Below are 20,452 nucleotides of genomic sequence, written 5' to 3'. Positions count from 1 at the left end.
GATTTCTAATATATGTTATATGTTTTGCTAAATTAAAAATGAAAATAATATCTTCGCACCGCCTAACTCACAGGGTGATAAAGGCTACTAAAGGCTTCTTCAGCATAGAATATCCGGAATTATGGATTCCATTGGTTCTTTGCTTCACCTGCCTGCTTTGTCTGTTCACCGGACGAGTCTTGTACGTGGTCACCGGCAAGCTCCGGCAGAAATGGACAGGCCGGGATACCGACAAGCCGCAACCGCTCCCGGTCCGGTGGGGAAACGGCAAATGGAAGCAGGCGACGGATACGGCAGTCGGCCTATGTATGAGTTCGTTTATCATAACCGGATTGCTCTCCATGTCGCCTATCCCGAAATGGCTGGGCGATACCCATACGGCAGCAGAACAGGATCGGCTGCATCCGCCTCTCCTACTGGATAATTTCAGTATGGAACCTTACCTGCTTTTGCAACCGGATGCTTACGGGACATCCGCTAGTGACGGGGAGAAAATCTGTATGCTAAAGCTGCGTTCCTATCTGAATAAGCCACTGGTAGAGATTATACGTCAAAAGGGGAATAATGCCGTGCAGTCTGAATATATTTATGCCGCAAATAACGTTCCGCTACGTTTTATTGTCACACGCCCCGACATCGTGCATTCGCTGCAAAAATTATACGGGCCGAAAATACCGTTGTTACGCATATCGAAGCTGAAAGAGTATGATGAATATTACCGACCGGAGTCCGAATCGAAAACATTACCCTTGCCGGTATACAAAGTGGAGGTCGACAACAAAACGCAGGATCTTTATTATTTCCCGTCCTCTGCCCCAACTTATTACCACTATAATTCGAACACGAAACTGAGGAAAAAGATATCAGATTTTGCCACGTATTGAATTATAAGTAATTTTGGCTTCGTTTTCTAATCATAACACAAAGAATGAATCAGATATACGAAGAACGGCTGGGAACAGACCGTATGCTACCTCTTATCTTCCGGATGGCACTGCCTGCGATAGTTGCCCAAATGGTAAACCTGCTCTACAATATTGTAGACCGTATTTATATCGGGCATATTCCGGGAATAGGCACACCGGCACTTGCCGGCATCGGGGTAGCCGATTCGATTATTATTCTGATTTCCGCATTTTCATCCATTGTTGCAGGCGGAGGTGCTCCGCTTGCAGCAATTGCCCTCGGACAGGGAAACCGGCAGCAGGCCGGAAAGATACTTGGGAACGGCTTTATACTATTGCTGATCTTTACCGTGCTGACTTCTACCCTCGCCTATATTTTCATGAAGCCGATCCTGCTGTTCACCGGTGCCTCGGAACAAACACTCGGATATGCCACTGATTATCTTTCTATCTATCTGATCGGTACGTTATTTGTCGAAATATCGGTAGGCTTGAATACCTTCATCAATACGCAAGGACGTCCGGGTATTGCCATGTGGTCGGTAATGATCGGCGCCTTCCTCAATATCATGCTCGACCCGCTTTTCATTTTTGGTTTCAACATGGGAGTAAAAGGAGCGGCATTAGCCACGATTATTTCACAGGCCGGCAGCGCCATCTGGGTGTTGTCTTTTCTGACTTCTTCCCGCGCCTCCCTTCGGCTCGAAAAGCAGTATATGAAACCGGACAGGAAAGTGATCGGGGCAACTCTGGCTTTAGGCATATCACCTTTTATCATGGCCAGTACGGAAAGCCTGGTAGGTTTTGTGCTGAACGGTATGCTAAAGACATTCGGCGATATTTACGTGAGCGCGTTGACCGTTATGCAAAGTTCGATGCTTTTTGTCAGTGTTCCGCTGACCGGTTTCGCCCTGGGGTTCGTGCCTATTGTCAGCTATAATTACGGGCATGGGAACAAAGAAAGGGTAAAAGAATGTTTCAGGATCGTAGTGACTTTCATGTTCCTGTTTAATTTTGTCCTGATGCTGCTGATGATTCTGTTTCCTTCCGTTATTGCTTCGGCTTTCACTTCAGATGAAGAACTAATACAGACTGTGAAGCAGGTTATGCCTGTATTCCTGGCTGGTATGACTATTTTCGGCTTGCAGCGTGCCTGCCAGAATATGTTCGTTGCCCTGGGTCAGGCTAAGATATCCATCTTTATCGCGTTACTCCGCAAGGTAATCCTGCTTGTTCCGCTAGCCTTGATCTTACCACATTTTATGGGAATGATAGGCGTCTATGCGGCAGAAGGTATTTCCGATGCAACGGCGGCTATCTGCTGTACGATCATTTTCTTTATACAATTTCCGAAGATACTGAACAGGATGACCGGTGTATGATAAATTTCAATCTTTACCCAACGTTTCAACCGTAAATGTTTCCGCCTCCGTGCCATTGCCGCGTCCCTCTTCCAGGCGTACACTGAAAACGACTGTGTCTGTTTGTAATTCGGGAGAAGCGTGTATTGTGACTTCGTAAGTGATGGGAGTATCATGGGTAACCCGGGCAATCCGGACAGGTTCGGATAGTTCCAGGTTTTCTCCTTCTTCCAGTTTGACTACCGGAAGTACATTCAATGCATCCTGAAAACTGTTATTCACGATTACAAAAGAGATACGACAGGTTTCTCCCGCATCGATTTTTTGATTATAGGTGATGCTATCTTCATCCAGAAGAATATCCTCTATCTGCAAGTCCGGAAGAAGGACGTGAGACGACGGTGTATATTTCGGACTTCTCCTTACAATATGCGTTTCCTCTTCCGTACTGGCTGCAATCGAAGCACCGGCAACACCACCCACAGCCGTTCCTATAAACGCACCTATTTCACCACCATTCTCATCATTGATCGCCTCTCCTATCAATCCTCCAAAAAGCCACCCGATAAAAGAGCCGACCTGTGCTCCAAAACCGACCCGGTCTTCACGACTCATATTCCTCATGGAGCCACAACCCGGCAGAAGCAATAAAGAGAGCATTATGGATAGAATCACATTTCTCATATAAAAATCCTTCAGTTTGACTTTATGACATCGGAAAGAGCAAAAACCCCCATTCAATTCCATTTTTTTATGTAAGTTTGCGGCCAGTTAAACAAAGAATAATGATCAATCAATTCCAGACACCATCCGCAGATCTGCAACGCCAATATGATCTTCTCCAAATGGAGTATGAATACGAGAAAGAGACGTACAGGCAACAAGCCGAACGGGTGGGTATTCACAAGAAAATACAACAGGGACTTTGCTGGTATCCTGTGATTCCGGGAAAAAGTTATTATAATTCGCTCAATCAGCTCGTCATTGAAATAGAACGCAGAGACGATAAGGAGATCGAACATAATTTTGAATACGGACGTCCGGTTTGTTTCTTTACGACAAACGGAACCGGCAGTCCGCGTTATCTGAATTTCTCCGGCATCATCAGCTATGTACAGGACGACCGGATGGTCGTCATCCTTCCGACACCTTCCGCTTTATTCGACCTGCAAAACGTTAACAGTGAACTGGGCGTTCAACTCTACTTCGACGAGACTAGCTATAAAACGATGTTCAATGCACTGTCAGGTGTAATGAAAGCAAAAAATAACCAGCTTGCCCATCTGCGTGATGTGTTGCTGGGGAAGACACCGGCCAGCCGGAGAAACCTGTTCCCGGTACGTTTCCCGTGGTTAAACACAACCCAGGAGGAGGCGGTCAACCATGTGCTGTCGGCTAAAGAAGTATCCATCGTGCATGGTCCTCCCGGAACCGGGAAAACAACGACACTGGTCGAAGCGATCTACGAAACGCTGCACAGGGAAAACCAGGTAATGGTCTGCGCCCAAAGCAATACGGCAGTCGACTGGATATCGGAGAAGCTGGTAGACCGGGGTATCAACGTGCTCCGTATCGGCAACCCGACGCGGGTGAACGACAAAATGCTTTCATTTACGTATGAACGGCGCTTCGAGTCGCATCCCGACTATTCCGAACTTTGGGGAATCCGCAAAGCAATCCGGGAGATACAATCCTCTTTCCGTAAGAAAAGTCACAGCGAAAAGGACACGGCCCGTAACCGTCTTTCCCGCCTGCGCTTCCGTGCCACCGAACTGGAGGTGCAGATAGACGCCGACCTGTTCAGCGAAGCCCGCGTCATAGCATGTACACTGGTGGGATCTGCCAACCGGGTGCTGACTAACCATAATTTTACCACCCTCTTTATCGATGAGGCGGCACAGGCACTGGAAGCTGCCTGTTGGATTGCCATCAGCAAAGCGGACAGGGTGATTCTGGCTGGTGACCATCACCAGCTTCCTCCCACTATTAAATGTATAGAAGCTGCCCGCGGCGGACTGGACCGTACTTTGATGCAGAAAGTGGCAGCCGGCAAACCTGAGACTGTCTCCCTGCTTAAAGTACAATACCGGATGCATGAAGATATCATGCGTTTCTCGTCCCGCTGGTTTTACCAGGACGAGTTGCAGGCTGCGCCGGAAGTAAAGTACCGCGGCATCCTCGCCTACGACACACCTGTCGTGTGGTTCGATACGGCAGATTGTGATTTTGAGGAAGATCAATTATCCGAAAGCCAGAGCCGGATCAATAAAAAAGAGGCGGAACTGCTGGTGGAGCAACTGCAAGCCTATATCGAGAAGATCAGTAAAGAACGCGTACTGGACGAAAGCATCGACTTCGGACTGATCTCTCCCTACAAATCACAGGTGCAATATATCCGTGGCTTGATTAAACGGAACTCTTTTTTCAAACCCTTCCGCAAACTGATTACCGTTCATACCGTAGACGGTTTCCAGGGCCAGGAGCGCGATGTGATCATGATCAGCCTGGTACGAGCCAATGACCAGGGAAATATAGGTTTCCTGAACGACCTGCGCCGCATGAACGTTGCCATCACCCGTGCCCGAATGAAACTGATCATACTGGGCGATGCCTCCACATTGACAAAACATACTTTTTATCGGGAATTATACAAATACATCACAGCCAACGGCCATGTGATCCCATTAAAACCCGCAACAGAAACAGACAATTCTATTCACCGGAAATAAAATAAAGATGAACTATAAACTACTGGTCCTCGACCTGGACGGAACACTGACAAACAGCAAAAAAGATTTCCTTCACAACCTACGGCTCCCGGCCGACAAATGCCTGATAGTCGGTGAACCGGAAGATCTGGTTCCGCTGGAAGAAAAACTGCGTCAGGAACTGGGCCTCCGCCTCAATGTCTATCGTTCGGAACCGTTTTACCTAGAAGTCGTACCCAAAGGGATCGACAAAGCCGCTTCGCTGGAACGCCTATTGGAACGTCCTCTCCATGATTAAATTTGCCGGCCTCGGCGTTGCTATGGCAAATGCACAGCCTCCCGTAAAATCAAATGCGGATCAGATCACTGCATTTACAAACGATGAGGACGGCGTTGCACATTTCATTCATGATTTACTCAATAGTAATACCCACCAAAATATACATGAAATAGGTTAAAAAGATACTAACGAGATGGTCTTTATTTTTATTGGATGCGTTTATAAACCAGGATTTTTATGTAGATTTGTAGAAGTTAAACAATAAAACAGCAAGCCATGAAGTTCAAATTATTGGTTTTAGACGTAGACGGGACATTGCTCAATAGTGAAAAAGAGATTACTGCCCGCACCCAGGCTGCTTTACTGAAAGTTCAGCAAATGGGAATACACATTGTATTGGCATCCGGTAGACCCACCAACGGGGTTATGCCGCTCGCAAAGGCTCTGGAACTGGATCATTACGGTGGTTTCATTCTCTCATATAACGGTGGCCAAATCATCAATGTACAAACGGGTGAACTGCTCTTCGAGAAACGTATCAACCCGGAGATGCTGCCTTACTTGGATAAGAAAGCGAAGAAGAACGATTTTGCCATTTTTACGTATCATAAAGACTATATCCTGACAGATAAACCCGACAACAAACATGTGCAGGAAGAAGCTGCGCTAAACAATATGCGTGTGATTGGTGTTGACAATTTTCCGGAGGCTGTCGACTTCAGTCCTTGCAAGTGTGTGCTGGCAAGCGACAATGAAGAAGAACTGGTCGGACTGGAAAATCACTGGAAGAAACGGCTGGACGGTGTATTGGACGTATTCCGTTCGGAAGATTTTTACCTGGAAGTGGTTCCCCAATTCATCAACAAAGGAAACACATTAGGCGTATTGATGGAAAAGCTGAAAATTACGACCGAAGAAGTCGTAGCGATTGGCGATGGAATTGCTGATGTCCCCATGTTACAGCTTGCCGGGACCAGCGTAGCGATGGGCAACGCCCGTGATTCGGTTAAGGTCTGTACGGATTTCACCACACTGACCAACGATCAGGATGGTGTGGCAATAGCCGTAGAAACCGCTATCCTTGCTGCCATCAAACCAACGGAGGTACCTTTGGACCAGCTAAATATACGAGCTAAACATGCACTGATGGGTAACCTGGGTATTCAATATACTTATGCATCCGAAGACCGTGTGGAAGCGACAATGCCAGTCGACGAACGTACACGCCAGCCTTTCGGCATACTGCATGGCGGAGCGACTTTGGCGTTAGCTGAGACAGTAGCGGGATTAGGCTCCATGATACTGGCTAAGCCGGACGAGATTGTAGTCGGAATGCAGGTGAGCGGCAGTCACATGTCGTCGGCTCACGAAGGCGATACGGTACGCGCCGTCGGGACGATTATTCATAAGGGACGTTCTTCACATGTATGGAATGTAGATGTGTTTACCTCCACCGATAAGTTGGTTTCATCCATACGTGTCGTGAATAGTATATTAAAAAAGAAATGATTTCAGAAGAAACAAGTAAATACAAGACAATTGACTTATTGATCAGGCAGGGCCGGAGTTTTGCTATCTATCGTATACCGGGGGAAGAGACTCCCCGGTTCGTGATGCAAGCCTCCGGTTCTGCCCGTCTTTTATATAATATCGAGGACCTGAATGAACAACAGGGCTTCGTCATCGTTCCGTTCCGGGTCAGCCGGGAATGTCCGATCGTGCTGATTCGGCGCGATTATAGCGAATTACCGGATAGCAGTCAACTGGATTACATCCGAATGGATTTGGAGTTTCATCCGAATGAAACAGAATCTCCATCCGAACGGAAGACAAAAGACAACTATACACATTGTTTCGATTCCTTTATCAAGCCTTTGCAGGAGAGACAGCTGGACAAACTGGTCCTTTCGCGCAGTCTGACACTCGACAGGGAATCCGGCTTTTCGCCTGCAAAGGCTTTTTATAAGGCCTGCAAACAGTATATCCGTTCTTATGTTTACCTCTGCCATACACCGGAAACGGGCATCTGGCTGGGAGGAACCCCTGAAATTATCCTTTCGGGAGAAAAGGGCGAATGGCATACGGTTGCGCTGGCAGGAACACAGCCTTTACAGAACGGGGAACTGCCGACTTATTGGGATGAGAAAAACAAAAGGGAACAGCAACTAGTCTCCAATTATATCCACGACCAGCTAAGTTCACTGGGTATCGAATTGACGATGGAAGGTCCCTATTCGGCACGTGCCGGGGCTTTATGTCATCTGAAAAGTGATTTCAGGTTCCGGCTGGACAGTAACGATAAGCTAGGCAGCCTGTTGAACCTGCTGCACCCTACTCCTGCCGTTTGCGGACTGCCCAAAGATGACGCCTACCGTTTTATTCTGGAAAATGAAGGTTACGACCGCCGTTACTATTCCGGTTTTATAGGCTGGCTAAACCCAAAAGGCAGAACCGACCTGTATGTAAATCTGCGCTGCATGAATATCAATAAGAAGACACAGATACTCTATGCCGGAGGAGGATTGCTCTCCTCTTCGGAGTTAAGCGACGAATGGCAGGAAACGGAAGACAAACTACAAACGATGCGGGCCTTATTATGATAGACAGGCGTTTTGCGTTAGATATTATATGTACTTTTGTAAGCAGAATAAGATAAATATAATATATGTATACCGATAAGAAAAACATTCTTCAGTTAGTGGCCTTGCTCAAGGAGCATAGTATAAGTAAAATCGTATTATGTCCGGGAAGCCGTAATTCGCCTATCGTACATACGTTGGCGAATCATCCGTTCTTCACCTGCTATTCCGTCACCGACGAACGAAGTGCCGGATTCTTTGCCATGGGCCTGGCATTGCACGGAGGAAAACCGGCCGCCGTTTGCTGTACTTCGGGTACGGCTTTGCTGAATATCCATCCGGCTGTGGCGGAAGCTTACTACCAGCATGTTCCTCTTATCGTCATATCGGCAGACCGTCCGGGAGCCTGGATAGGCCAAATGGACGGACAGACTTTACCACAACCGGGCGTATTCGGTTCCCTGGTTAAGAAATCGGTCAATCTGCCGGAAATTCATACGGATGAAGATGAATGGTATTGCAACCGTCTTGTCAACGAAGCATTGTTGGAATTGAATCATCATGGAAAAGGGCCGGTTCATATCAATGTGCCGATCTCCGAGCCTTTGTTCCAGTTCACTACTCCCGAATTGCCGGAAGTGCGTGTTATCACTCGTTATCAGGGATTGAATGTGTACGACAGGGAATACAATACCCTGATCGAACGGTTGAACAGCTATAATAAACGAATGATCATCGTCGGCCAGATGAGCCTGATTTATCTTTTTGAAAAGAAAATATCCAAGCTACTTTATAAACATTTCGCCTGGCTGACCGAACATACAAGCAACAAGACCATTCCGGGCATCCCGGTCAAAAACTTCGATGCAGCCATCTACGCCCTGCCTGAAGAAACGCAGGAAAAGATGGTTCCCGAACTGGTTATTACCTACGGCGGACACATCGTATCCAAACGTTTAAAGAAATTCCTACGTAATAACCCGCCGAAAGAACATTGGCACGTATCGGCCGATGGTGAAGTGGCTGACTTATACGGTACAATGACTACCGTAATAGAAATGGACCCGTTCGAGTTTCTTGAAAAGATCGCTTACCTATTGGAAAATAAGCCGACAGAATTTCCACGTGTCTGGGAAAACAATACAAAGAGTCTGCCGGAACCGGAATTTGCTTATTCGGAAATGGCAGCAATCGGTTGTTTAATCAAATCGTTACCAACCCCGTCAGCCTTGCATTTAGGCAATAGTTCGACGGTGCGATACGCTCAATTGTTTACGTTACCCGAAGAAGTTGAAGTTTGCTGCAACCGGGGAACAAGCGGTATAGAAGGTTCATTGTCCACCGCTATCGGCTATGCGGTAGCATCCGACAAATTGAATTTTGTGGTGATCGGCGATCTGAGTTTCTTCTATGATATGAACGCGCTTTGGAACAGCAACTTCGGCTGTAACCTGCGCATCCTGTTACTGAATAACGGTGGTGGCGAAATCTTCCAGGCACTGCCCGGTTTGTCGATGTCAGGAAAGACACACCGCTTTGTAACGGCTACACATAAAACTTCGGCACAGGGCTGGGCTACCGAACGGGGATTCCTATACCAGGGTGTACACGACACGGCTGAATTGGAAGAAGCCATGAAAGTGTTCACCGATCCGAATCCGATCAATCAACCCGTATTGATGGAGGTATTCACCGACAAAGATGAAGACGTCCGCCTGCTGAAAGAATACTACCATAGTTTAAAGACGTTATAATAAACAATACTCTAAATAAAGATTTTATGTCAACACAAAGAGAATGGAAACAGATAAAAGAATATGAAGAAATCTTGTTTGATTTCTACAATGGGATTGCCCGTATCACTATTAACCGCGAACGTTACCGTAATGCCTTCACTCCCACCACGACAACCGAAATGAGCGATGCGCTTTACATTTGCCGGGAGCGTCCGGATATTTGTGTCATCGTCTTGACCGGAGCCGGCGACACCGCTTTCTGTGCCGGTGGAGATATGAATGTGAAAGGTCATGGCGGGTATATCGGTAAGGACGGCGTTGCCCGTTTGAATGTACTCGACGTACAGAAACAGATTCGCTCTATGCCAAAGCCTGTCATTGCAGCCGTCAACGGTTTTGCTATCGGCGGAGGTCACGTTTTGCATGTCGTTTGTGACCTTACCATCGCTTCTGAAAATGCCATCTTCGGACAGACGGGTCCTCGTGTGGGTAGTTTCGATGCTGGTTTCGGTTCGTCGTATCTCGCCCGAATTGTCGGTCAAAAGAAAGCACGTGAAATATGGTTCCTTTGCAGGAAATATAATGCACAGGAAGCACTCGACATGGGGTTGGTAAACAAAGTCGTTCCCCTGGATAAGCTGGAAGATGAATATGTGGAATGGTCTGAAACCATGATGATGCACAGTCCGCTTGCCCTGCGTATGATCAAAGCGGGACTGAATGCTGAACTGGACGGCCAGGCCGGTATCCAGGAGCTGGCAGGCGACGCCACCATGCTTTACTACATGACCGACGAAGCCCAGGAAGGCGGCAAAGCATTCCTCGAAAAACGCCGCCCGCGTTTTGAAGATTATCCCAAATTTCCGTAATCAGAATAATGAGAACAACACATTATAGAATCCGGATAATTCCTAAAGTTTTACACTTCAAGCAACCGGCAGGGACTTCACGGGGGACTTATACGATTCGTAAGAGCTGGTATTTGGTTCTTACCGCCGATGAAATGCCCGGACGATTCGGGATAGGTGAATGTGCTCCACTCCCTAAACTGAGTTGTGACGATCTGCCGGACTACGAAAAAAAACTGGCAACCATTTGTCACCAAACGGAACAGAACGGAATGCCCGATACCGAAGCTCTTCGTGCCTATCCCTCCATCTTATTCGGACTGGAAACGGCTTTCCGCCATTTCCAAACAGGTAATTTTGCACTTTGGGATACAGACTTTTCACGAGGTAAAGCAGGCATCCCAATCAATGGCCTGATCTGGATGGGCGACTATAAAAAGATGCTGGAACAAATCGAGGTCAAAATGCAATCAGGCTTTCGCTGTATTAAGTTGAAGATTGGGGCAATTAATTTTGAAGAGGAACTGGCCCTATTAAAACATATACGTGCTCATTTCTCTGCTAAAGAAATAGAATTACGGGTAGATGCAAACGGAGCCTTCTCCCCTGACGATGCCCTGAACAAGTTACAACGGCTTGCCGTACTGGACCTGCATTCCATCGAACAGCCTATCCGCGCCGGGCAATGGGAGGAAATGGCACGACTCACTTCCGAAACACCTTTGCCTATTGCTTTGGATGAAGAACTAATCGGCATCAATACAATAGAAAGGAAAAAGGAACTCTTATCAGTTATCCGTCCGCAGTATATCATACTGAAACCGTCTTTACACGGCGGAATAAGTGGCGGACAGGAATGGATCGACGAAGCTGAACAACAAAAGATAGGCTGGTGGATTACTTCTACATTGGAATCGAATATCGGATTGAATGCCATTGCACAATGGTGTGCAACATTCAATAATCCTTTACCGCAAGGGCTGGGAACAGGGGCTTTATTTACGGACAATGTGGAGATGCCGCTCTCCATTCGCCAAGATTGTCTCTGGTATGATCCGAAGAGTAACTCATTCCCCTCTCGAGAGGGGGCAGGGGGTGTGTTAATGCCTGTTCCAGAACGAAATGATAACACACCCCTTATCCCCTCTCGAGAGGGGAAACAGTTACTTACAGATTGTAATAAACAACAGTTACAGTTAGAGGACAGAACGGTTTGTACAGCAGAAAATATACAGCAATTAATAACGGAATTATCCCCCGATGCACCGGAGATACGTCGGGATTTATACAAATTCCTGGCCGACTGGTTCAAAGACTCCCCCTCTATCACCGTCCATACTTCCGGCTCTACCGGAACTCCTAAAGAGTTCACTGTCCGCAAAGAACAGATGATGCAAAGTGCTATCCTTACCTGCTCTTTCCTTCATCTGCAAAAAGGAGATAATGCACTGTTGTGTATGCCATTGCAATATATTGCCGGCAAGATGGTGGTCGTACGGGCCTTAGTTGCCGGATTGACTCTCATTCTGCGCACGCCTTCCAGTCATCCGTTGGCAGATGTAGAGACTCCGCTTCGCTTTGCAGCTATGATACCGTTACAGGTATATAACACGCTTCAAGTACCGGAGGAAAAAGAACGCCTATGCCGGACAGATATACTAATCATAGGGGGAGGCGCTATAAATAAAGAACTGGAAGCAGAGGTCAGGACATTACCCAATATCGTCTATTCGACCTATGGCATGACGGAAACACTTTCTCATATCGCATTGCGCAGACTGAACGGCCCCGAGGCTTCTTCTGCCTACACCCCTTTCCCTTCCGTACTATTGTCTTTATCGTCTGAGGATACACTCATTATCAACGCACCGCTGGTTTGCGACGAAACATTAATGACAAACGACATCGCACAGTTGCATCCGGACGGTACTTTCTCCATTCTGGGAAGGAAAGACAACATCATTAATACCGGAGGTATAAAAGTACAAATCGAATCAGTGGAAGAGGCACTACGTTCAATAATTTCTGCTACCTTTGCGATAACGGCTATTCCACATCCCGGATTAGGAGAAGCCATTGTGCTACTGGTGGAAAAGACGGCAGACATTGAAGGCCTTTCTGGTAGAATAGCCTCTCTTCTGCCTAAATACCAACAGCCTAAATATATCCGGCAGGTCGATGCCATCCCACTCACCGGCAGTGGTAAAACAGACCGGAAAGCCTGTCGTTTATTGGCGGCAAAGCTAATCTGATTATCATTTAAAAACACTATACTTATGAGGTATTTTGCACTTACCGTATTATCATTCCTAACCCTTTCGTCCGCCTACGGACAGAGTGGGGAAAGTTGCCGGTTCGCACCGGACCCGACGCTTCAGAAGCCGGAAGTCTATGCCGGATATGATTGCGTCAATCTGCTGGACAGCACGTCCGTAACCGTACAACCGACCGGTTCCGGTTCATTTTCTGTCTGCAAGACGATCAAGATTCAGACTCCCCGGGGAGCAGTGAGTAACCGTATCATCAAATATGATTACGACCCGCTGACGGCTTTCGCACAATTCAAAAGAGCGACCGTCTATCGTGCCAACGGTGATGTAATCAACCTGGACGTTACACAAGCCTGCGACTATGCGGCTCCGGCTCGCGCCATCTATTGGGGCGCCCGCCAGATTATGCTTGAAGTAGGCCAGCTGAATCCGGGAGATATCATCGAATACGAAATCGACAAGAAAGGTTTCACCTATGCCCTGCTGGCCGACGGCGGCGATGACGAATCCCGCTTCATCCCTCCCATGCGCGGACAATTCTATGACATCGTTCCTTTCTGGGTGACGGAACCAACCGTGCGTAAAGTATATAAAGTATCCATTCCGATGGAGAAAGAAATGCAGTTCCAGTTCTATCAGGGCAACTGCACCTCTTCCATGCGCTATGAAGATGGCAGGAAAGCCTATACCTTCTCCACTAACAACGTGATGCCGGCCAAACGTGAACCTAACATGGTCGACCTGTTCGATGCCGCTCCGAAACTGATGATGTCATCCACTCCAAAATGGCAGGATAAATCATTATGGTTCAATAAGGTTAACGAAGATTACGGAAGTTTTGCTCCACTGCCGGAAGCACAGAAAAAGGTAGACGAGCTTATCAAAGGGAAGAAAACAGAAATGGAAAAGATAGCCGTCCTCACCCACTGGGTTGCCGACAATATCCGTTACTCCGGCATCTCGATGGGCAAAGGCGAAGGTTATACCCTTCACAATACCAAGATGAATTATACCGATCGTTGCGGCGTCTGTAAAGATATTGCCGGAACGCTGATATCCTTCCTCCGTATGGCAGGTTTCGAAGCCTATCCCGCTATGACAATGGCAGGCAGTCGTGTGGAAAGTATTCCGGCCGACCATTTCAACCACTGTGTAGCTGTCGTTAAGTTATCCAGCGGTACATATATGCCGCTCGATCCTACCTGGGTTCCTTTCTGCCGCGAGCTATGGAGCAGCGCCGAACAACAACAGAACTACCTGCCGGGAGTTCCCGAAGGTTCCGACCTTTGCCTGACTCCCGTTTCCGCTCCGGAAAACCATTATGTACGTATCAAAGCAAACAATAAACTGGATGCCAAAGGCACACTGACCGGACAATTCACCATCACGGCCGAAGGACAATCGGACAGTAATATCCGCGGCATGTTTACCCGTGGCTGGCAGTCACAATGGAAGAACATGCTTGAAAGCCAGTTGCTGAACGTATCCCCGAAAGCCCGTCTGATTAGCGTGGATTATGGAAAAGACCCGAAAGACTATCAGGCAGCTCCCATCAAAATCACTTTCCGCTATGAAATACCGGAATATGCTATCCCGGGTAAAGAGGAACTGGTCTTTAAACCGATGGTAATGAACAACCTGTACAACCAGGTAAAAAGTTACCTGCGCATCAATACCGACCTGCCCGAACGCCAGTATGGTTTCAAGGATGGCTGTTCACGTCTGGTGGAACTGGACGAAACCATCCAGCTTCCGAAAGGATACACCTTGTTGAATGAGGCCAAAAACGAAAGCAAGCAAAGCGATGCCGCCGACTTCGAAGGCTCATTGAGACAGGACGGCGATAAAATAACGCTTCACCAGAAGCTGACTCTAAAGAAACGTGTATATGAAGCAGCCGACTGGGACGGTTTCCGTTCTGCCGTTAATGCACACAAAGGTTTCGGTGATTATTTAATTATTAAAAAATAAAAGACAATGACTAATATACTACATAAACTGGCACTGCTTCTCTGCCTGCTGGCTATTACAGCATCCGCATTTGCCGGCCCGGAAGCTGAATATAAGAAGCTGTCGAAAGCATATACATTGAATGCAGACGGAAGCCAGGAGTTCCGTTACAGCATGGAACTTACACTTTTCACACATACGGCCATGAACGGTACTTACGGGGAAAGTTTCATCGTTTACAATCCGCAATACCAGGAACTGAAAATCAATTCCTCTTATACCAGACAGAAAGACGGCAACATTGTCAAAACGCCCGACAATGCCTTTGTGGAAGTACTTCCCCGGACAGCAGCCGATGCTCCGGCTTACAACCATCTGAAAGAAATGGTCGTTGTCCATACCGGTCTGGAACTGGGAGCAACCATCTATCTGGATTATACGCTGACTTCCAAACCGGGGTATCTGCCGGAGCTGGATATTTATAACGAGCTATTACAGACCTCTCCGGTAAAAGAATATACCATCAGCCTGTCTGCGCCGGAAAGCAAACCGTTATCCTACACTTTGCAGTATAACAATGCCAAGCCGGCCGTCACAACAGCCAACGGCATGAAAACCGTTACCTGGAAATTGCAGAACCTGCCGGCATCTTCCCGCGACCCGTTCGTTTCGGCTGCCAATGGCGACGTTCCTTTCCTGACTGCAACCACTTATGCATCGAACGGAGACGCATTGAAAGCATTGTATGCGCAGTTCACTCCCGCCAACGACGTCCAGTTGACTGCCATTGCCGAAAACCTGACAGAAGGTAAAAAGAACGATACGGAAAAGCTACAGGCCATCCTGAAACACGTAACGGAAAACCTGGGTTACAGTCGACTTTCTCTGCCGGATGCAGGATATAAAATCCGTTCGGCAAGCGATGTAATCTATTCCGCCTACGGAACCGAAGCAGAAAAGACAAACCTGCTGAACGGCCTGTTAAATGCAGCAGGCATCAAAGCCGAAACGGCAGCATCCTACAGTGTGAATGCCGAACCGGCCAGTTGCGGGCTGAGTGCAATAAAAGAACTGGTCGTTATTGCCAATGCAGACGGTAAACAGTATATCATGTCTCCATCATCCAATAAAATGGCAGCTGCGGGTTCGAATAATCTGACACCGGTCATCAGCCTGACCAAAGCAGGTACGCCTGTAACAATCAGCACCCCGTCTACCGACCTCACTTATAAGGTTACCCTCTCCGTCTCTCCGGAAAAAGCAGATGCAAAAGTAGATGCAACTATCGGCAACGCTTACCTGCCCTATTACGGAGCTTATCTGTCGACCTATGCCGGTGCCGACAAGGAAGCTAAAGAATCGAAGACCGGCAACGGAACGACAATCTCCTACACTGCATCCCAACCTTTAAAAGCGAACAACGGATATGTTATGGTTTCACTGCCCGATGCCCCGGTCAGCCTGGCACATAGTTACTACTGCAATATGAACAGTAGCCGTAAGGAAAACCTGCTGTTGCCCTGCAAAGCAAACGAACAGTATTCCTATACCGTTCAAGTACCGGAAGGGATGAAACTAGCTACTCCGGAAGCAATTAAAACAATTGAAAACGCTGCCGGCAAGGTAGTCATCTCCGTTAAACAAAACGGAAACAACGCAGAGGTAGAACGCTCTTTGCAACTGAACAAACAGCTCTATACTCCCGCTGAATTCGGTAACTTGCGCGCCCTGTTGACCGAATGGGGAAATCAGTCCGGCAAAACATTGTTATTGTCAATTAACTAAGCGAATACAATCAGTAATTTAAACAAGGATGGAACGAGATAATTCTACTGTTCCATCCTTGTTTTTTTGTTGAATAATAATAACTTTACAGTCAAATATTAATATCTTAAACCATTGATCTATGCAAATACTATCAAATCTACTCCTGACACTATTATTATGTTGTATTCCGGGATTTACTTACGCGCAAAGCTTATCTCTCGAGTTATATCCCCAACCACAACAAATTGTTATATCCAACCAGCAATCTGTGCCGTCTCATGGATATACATTACAGGGTATCAGCAATCCGGACGCTGACGCAGTAAAAATACTGAAAGAAGCATTGCCTTTCGTCCAATCGGGCAAGTCATTGCCGCTGGAAGTCAAAAAACTGAAAGTCAGAACCCCCGAAATGGAACGCTCCGGTGCTTACATCCTGGATATTTCAAAGAAGAAAATCACTATCGAGATTGTGGACGACCGTTCATTATTCTATGCCGCCCAAACACTCAAACAACTGGTCGGCTACAATGAAGCAGGCAAACGCACACTTCCGTTATGTACGATTACCGACTATCCTGACGTACTCCATCGGGGAACTGTCGAAGGCTTCTACGGTACTCCCTGGAGCCATGACGACCGTATCAGCCAGCTTCGTTTCTACGGCCAGTTTAAGATGAATACTTACATCTATGGTCCGAAAGACGATCCTTTCCACAGTGCCAGCTGGCGTGAACCCTATCCTGCCGACCAGGCAAAGCAGATTAAAGAACTGACAACCGAAGCTGCCCGCAACAAGGTAGACTTCGTCTGGGCAATCCATCCGGGACAGGATATCAAATGGAATGCAACCGACAGTAATAACGTGATCACCAAGTTCGAACAAATGTACGACCTCGGTGTACGTGCTTTCGCTGTCTTCTTTGACGACATTTCCGGTGAAGGAACAAACGCAGCCAAACAAGCTGGCCTGATGAACTTCATCCAGAAAGAATTTATTGAAAAGAAAAGCGACATACAGCCATTAATCATGTGTCCGACCGAATACAACCGTTCATGGGCACGGACCGATTATCTCGATATCCTGGGCGAACAACTTCACCCGGCTGTCCATATCATGTGGACCGGGAATCGTGTTGTAGACGATATTACCCTGGAAGGTCTTGAATGGGTCAACAAGCGTATCCGCCGTCCCGCCTATATCTGGTGGAACTTCCCGGTAAGTGACTACTGCCGTGACCACCTTTTGATGGGACCCGCTTATGGTCTGGATACTCAGGCATCCAATGCGATGTCCGGTTTCGTTGCCAACCCGATGGAACGCGCAGAAGCCTCCAAAGTCGCCTTGTTCGGTGTTGCCATGTATAGCTGGAATATACACAGTTACAACCCGCAACTGGCTTGGGAAAAGGCTTGCGAATATTTAGTTCCCAAAGCAGCCATTGCCTTCAAGACATTCTGTGAGAATAATAGCGACCCAGGACCTAACGGTCATTTATATCGCCGGGAGGAATCTACCCGCTACCAGGCACAGGCCGACAAATTCCTTACCGGTTACCGCAACGGACAGTTCAGAGAAAGAGATGCAAACCAACTGGGTGCCTTATTCGCACAGATACAGGCTGCTCCCGAATTGATATACAATCAGGGAGACAATAAAGCACTGATTAAAGAAATCAATCCCTGGCTTATGCAGTTCGAGTTACTCGGAAGATGCGGTTCCAATGCTCTGCGTATGGCTCACGCCTGGTATGAAAAAGACCGCCAGAACACCTGGCAACGTTTCCTTGAAGTATCTGCCGTTATGGACAGTATGAAACTGGTTAATCGTACTTTCAACCAGAATCCGTATCAGAAAGGTGTAAAAGTAGGTTCAAGAGTCCTGATGCCGCTTATTGAAGGTTTATACAGACAGACCAGCCGTAACCTGCTTTCGACAGCCGATACACCTTCCAACGAAATCAGAGTTAGCACAGCTTCTACCATTACTAATATAGATCAGCTGAAGAATCAACCCTGGTCGGAAGATGAGAATCTGATAGCCTATGTCCCCATGCTTGAAGTGGTAAAAGTCGAACCTAACCAGTATCTCGGCCTCGGATGGGAAATACAAAAGGACGCCGAATCTTTCACGTTCAACTTACCTCAAAGTAATGTGGACGGACGTGTATTCGAATGGTCGGAAGACGGTAAGACATGGACTATCCTTTCTGATATTCCTGCCGACCGGACAAAGTTCACCATTAATACAATTCCTCTGAACGCTCATTTTGTCCGGATGCGCAACAATTCCGGCAAACAGATGGAAGTGAAGGTTGCCACTTTTTCCGTAAAGACAAAGGAAGTTCCAGAAATCAACGAAGAATTGATGATGTACGATCTCAATCTGAGTACTTATAAAACGCTGAAACCGGGTGAAAAGGTTGAAGTGAAATGTAACGGTGTAGACAAGTATATCGAATTCTTCTTGTCCGGCAATAACGATAGTATGGTTTCCATCTCCGGTGTCAACAGTGACGGCGAAGACAACATGCTGTATTGTGGCTATGTTGGCTATGTGAAGCTGAACAAAATTTCATTTGATGATATGCAAACGCTGATAATCACTCCGGCAGGTAAAACTCCGGTACAAATTCACCAGATTGTCAGAGAGTAAATCATAAATCTCTTCCGGGAATAGCGCCGCTTCGTTATTCCTTCATTTAACCGACAACATATTAACACATTACAGGTGACGCTGATATAGGAATCGGCGTCACCTGTTTTATTTGAGAACATTCTTTTTTATTTCATTATCACCACAATCGGGTTATCCTCTTCTCCTATCTGTTTCAGATCTTTTACCTGCTGCGGGAGTTCTTTGCTGTCCTTATGTTCGTCGAACCATTCAACCACGTCGGCAGCTGGGATTAAACCAGCATATTCTCCGACAGGAGAAACTGTCATAGGCTGTAATGGCAGAAAGTTCGTTAGGTCATCTTTCATCCCGTCAGCATATAAACCGACCTTAACTTCTCCGGTCGATTTGGCAACAACAGCATCATGCAAAACAACTCCATGAAACAGCTTCGTAATAAAACGAATGATCATCCGGTCTTTGCTATCCAGTATCTGTGTTATCAGTGCAGCATTGTCCTTATTCTTCATATAACGGTCGGAGTATTCCCAATGGTACTTTCCTAAATCAATGATGCTTGAAGGAACAATGGTAGTATCTTTCACCTGATAGATCGTATCATTGTAGGCTTCCTTGAAGTAAAGATTTTCATTCTGCCGCCATAGACTTGTATTATCAGGGAAGGAAATACTTCCGGTTTCCGGTTCTTTATAATTAACGATAACTACCCCAGAATACGCCGTCGGACCGAACAGTTTAACTCCTTCCTCATTTTTAACAACCGATATAGAAGCAATATTAGACGGATCAAACGGTTTATCATCGGCAGCAATTGTCTGAAACGATGTTATTGGTTCATTATTCTTAAAAAAGAGAAGTGCGCTTCCGTTCGCTCCCAGGATTCCTTCTTTATGACCAACAAATATTTCATTGGTCAAATAGTTGTAGGATGCAGCCGCATACCCCTCTGCCTCAAATGGAATTTTAATTTTCTCTTTAAATAATCCTTCCTGGTCATAACAGACTAATTCATTGTTCCACCCCCAAAAATAGATATCTCCCGTCTCATTATTTCCCCAACAATATACACTGCTGTACCCTTCAGGGTCATTCCCTATATGTCCGACTTGCTTTATAAACTTACCGGTCTTATCGAACATCAAGCATTGCTCCTGATTAGTAGAAATCAATATCTTATCCTTAATGAGTTGTACACGGGGAGCTGTTCCTACCAGACAACTGTCATTCGTCTCCAACGCCACATAAGATACTTGTTTGAAACAGTCGGAAGCCTTCAATCCGGAAGGAGCGTCAAGAGCGGCTCCTACAGGGATTACGGTTATTTCTCCATCCGTTGTCTTACTTTCATTGCAGGCGGCAAGAAAAAGACAGGCGGCAAAAGCCGCCTGATATAAATAGGTCTTCATCATT

At 46.8% G+C, this 20,452-nt stretch carries 13 protein-coding genes and 2 pseudogenes; 13 read left to right on the top strand and 2 right to left on the bottom strand.

The window, feature by feature from the left end; genetic code table 11:
* The first annotated feature begins 38 nt into the window (after positions 1 to 38).
* Positions 39 to 884, top strand: a complete 846-nt coding sequence (locus NBH15_RS09465; protein ID WP_250822550.1) for a hypothetical protein — start codon at positions 39 to 41, stop codon at positions 882 to 884.
* A gap of 44 nt (positions 885 to 928) precedes the next feature.
* Positions 929 to 2,287, top strand: coding sequence for an MATE family efflux transporter (locus tag NBH15_RS09460; RefSeq protein ID WP_250822549.1), 1,359 nt, complete (start codon positions 929 to 931; stop codon positions 2,285 to 2,287).
* A 6-nt stretch (positions 2,288 to 2,293) separates the two neighbouring features.
* Here the strand turns inward: NBH15_RS09460 and NBH15_RS09455 are convergent, their stop codons facing one another.
* A complete protein-coding gene (locus NBH15_RS09455; RefSeq protein ID WP_250822548.1) occupies positions 2,294 to 2,950 on the bottom strand; it encodes a YMGG-like glycine zipper-containing protein in 657 nt (218 codons plus the stop codon).
* Between the two features lie 101 nt (positions 2,951 to 3,051).
* Between NBH15_RS09455 and NBH15_RS09450 the strand changes: the two genes are divergently transcribed.
* The 11 genes and pseudogenes from NBH15_RS09450 to NBH15_RS09400 all read left to right on the top strand — a co-directional run bounded on the left by NBH15_RS09450 (position 3,052) and on the right by NBH15_RS09400 (position 19,060).
* The gene (locus tag NBH15_RS09450) at positions 3,052 to 4,995 is read left to right on the top strand and encodes an AAA domain-containing protein (protein WP_250822547.1); all 1,944 of its coding nucleotides are present in this window, start codon (positions 3,052 to 3,054) and stop codon (positions 4,993 to 4,995) included.
* A 64-nt stretch (positions 4,996 to 5,059) separates the two neighbouring features.
* Positions 5,060 to 5,432: pseudogene (locus tag NBH15_RS09445) on the top strand (HAD hydrolase family protein); the annotation flags it as partial.
* Between the two features lie 98 nt (positions 5,433 to 5,530).
* Positions 5,531 to 6,763: a Cof-type HAD-IIB family hydrolase gene (locus NBH15_RS09440; RefSeq protein ID WP_128135067.1), complete on the top strand. Its 1,233-nt coding sequence runs from the start codon at positions 5,531 to 5,533 to the stop codon at positions 6,761 to 6,763.
* Positions 6,760 to 7,854, top strand: a complete 1,095-nt coding sequence (locus tag NBH15_RS09435) for an isochorismate synthase (protein WP_250822546.1) — start codon at positions 6,760 to 6,762, stop codon at positions 7,852 to 7,854. The genes NBH15_RS09440 and NBH15_RS09435 overlap by 4 nt, the downstream gene beginning before the upstream one ends.
* A gap of 65 nt (positions 7,855 to 7,919) precedes the next feature.
* A complete protein-coding gene (gene menD, locus NBH15_RS09430) occupies positions 7,920 to 9,587 on the top strand; it encodes a 2-succinyl-5-enolpyruvyl-6-hydroxy-3-cyclohexene-1-carboxylic-acid synthase (protein WP_250822545.1) in 1,668 nt (555 codons plus the stop codon).
* Between the two features lie 26 nt (positions 9,588 to 9,613).
* Positions 9,614 to 10,438 (top strand): 1,4-dihydroxy-2-naphthoyl-CoA synthase, encoded by an 825-nt coding sequence (gene menB, locus NBH15_RS09425; RefSeq protein ID WP_007656343.1) that lies wholly within the window; start codon positions 9,614 to 9,616, stop codon positions 10,436 to 10,438.
* Positions 10,439 to 10,446: 8 nt separating this feature from the next.
* A pseudogene (locus NBH15_RS09420) lies at positions 10,447 to 11,469 on the top strand (o-succinylbenzoate synthase); the annotation flags it as partial.
* Between the two features lie 51 nt (positions 11,470 to 11,520).
* Positions 11,521 to 12,669, top strand: a complete 1,149-nt coding sequence (locus NBH15_RS09415) for an AMP-binding protein (RefSeq protein WP_250822574.1) — start codon at positions 11,521 to 11,523, stop codon at positions 12,667 to 12,669.
* Positions 12,670 to 12,693: 24 nt separating this feature from the next.
* Complete coding sequence (locus NBH15_RS09410; RefSeq protein WP_250822544.1) at positions 12,694 to 14,658, top strand: DUF3857 domain-containing protein; 1,965 nt, start codon at positions 12,694 to 12,696, stop codon at positions 14,656 to 14,658.
* Positions 14,659 to 14,664: 6 nt separating this feature from the next.
* The gene (locus NBH15_RS09405; RefSeq protein WP_128135063.1) at positions 14,665 to 16,422 is read left to right on the top strand and encodes a DUF3857 domain-containing protein; all 1,758 of its coding nucleotides are present in this window, start codon (positions 14,665 to 14,667) and stop codon (positions 16,420 to 16,422) included.
* Between the two features lie 121 nt (positions 16,423 to 16,543).
* Positions 16,544 to 19,060: a beta-N-acetylglucosaminidase domain-containing protein gene (locus tag NBH15_RS09400; protein ID WP_250822543.1), complete on the top strand. Its 2,517-nt coding sequence runs from the start codon at positions 16,544 to 16,546 to the stop codon at positions 19,058 to 19,060.
* A 128-nt stretch (positions 19,061 to 19,188) separates the two neighbouring features.
* On the opposite strand, the gene NBH15_RS09395 is transcribed toward NBH15_RS09400, so the two are convergent.
* Positions 19,189 to 20,451, bottom strand: a complete 1,263-nt coding sequence (locus tag NBH15_RS09395; protein WP_250822542.1) for a DUF4934 domain-containing protein — start codon at positions 20,449 to 20,451, stop codon at positions 19,189 to 19,191.
* Position 20,452 lies beyond the last annotated feature (1 nt).

It is taken from the genome of Parabacteroides caeci, from assembly GCF_023656795.1.
In the GTDB taxonomy this organism is placed as follows: domain Bacteria; phylum Bacteroidota; class Bacteroidia; order Bacteroidales; family Tannerellaceae; genus Parabacteroides; species Parabacteroides segnis.
The sequence above is the reverse complement of the archived record's forward strand: the minus strand, read 5'-3'. Positions and strand labels throughout refer to the sequence as shown.

Bases quoted from the DNA above. Each gene is read 5' to 3' on its own strand.
- NBH15_RS09410 (WP_250822544.1), top strand. From the start codon at position 12,694: ATGAGGTATTTTGCACTTACCGTATTATCATTCCTAACCCTTTCGTCC.
- menD (WP_250822545.1), top strand. From the start codon at position 7,920: ATGTATACCGATAAGAAAAACATTCTTCAGTTAGTGGCCTTGCTCAAG.
- NBH15_RS09440 (WP_128135067.1), top strand. From the start codon at position 5,531: ATGAAGTTCAAATTATTGGTTTTAGACGTAGACGGGACATTGCTCAAT.
- NBH15_RS09460 (WP_250822549.1), top strand. From the start codon at position 929: ATGAATCAGATATACGAAGAACGGCTGGGAACAGACCGTATGCTACCT.
- NBH15_RS09395 (WP_250822542.1), bottom strand. From the start codon at position 20,451: ATGATGAAGACCTATTTATATCAGGCGGCTTTTGCCGCCTGTCTTTTT.
- NBH15_RS09400 (WP_250822543.1), top strand. From the start codon at position 16,544: ATGCAAATACTATCAAATCTACTCCTGACACTATTATTATGTTGTATT.
- NBH15_RS09455 (WP_250822548.1), bottom strand. From the start codon at position 2,950: ATGAGAAATGTGATTCTATCCATAATGCTCTCTTTATTGCTTCTGCCG.
- NBH15_RS09405 (WP_128135063.1), top strand. From the start codon at position 14,665: ATGACTAATATACTACATAAACTGGCACTGCTTCTCTGCCTGCTGGCT.
- NBH15_RS09415 (WP_250822574.1), top strand. From the start codon at position 11,521: ATGCCTGTTCCAGAACGAAATGATAACACACCCCTTATCCCCTCTCGA.
- menB (WP_007656343.1), top strand. From the start codon at position 9,614: ATGTCAACACAAAGAGAATGGAAACAGATAAAAGAATATGAAGAAATC.
- NBH15_RS09465 (WP_250822550.1), top strand. From the start codon at position 39: ATGAAAATAATATCTTCGCACCGCCTAACTCACAGGGTGATAAAGGCT.
- NBH15_RS09435 (WP_250822546.1), top strand. From the start codon at position 6,760: ATGATTTCAGAAGAAACAAGTAAATACAAGACAATTGACTTATTGATC.
- NBH15_RS09450 (WP_250822547.1), top strand. From the start codon at position 3,052: ATGATCAATCAATTCCAGACACCATCCGCAGATCTGCAACGCCAATAT.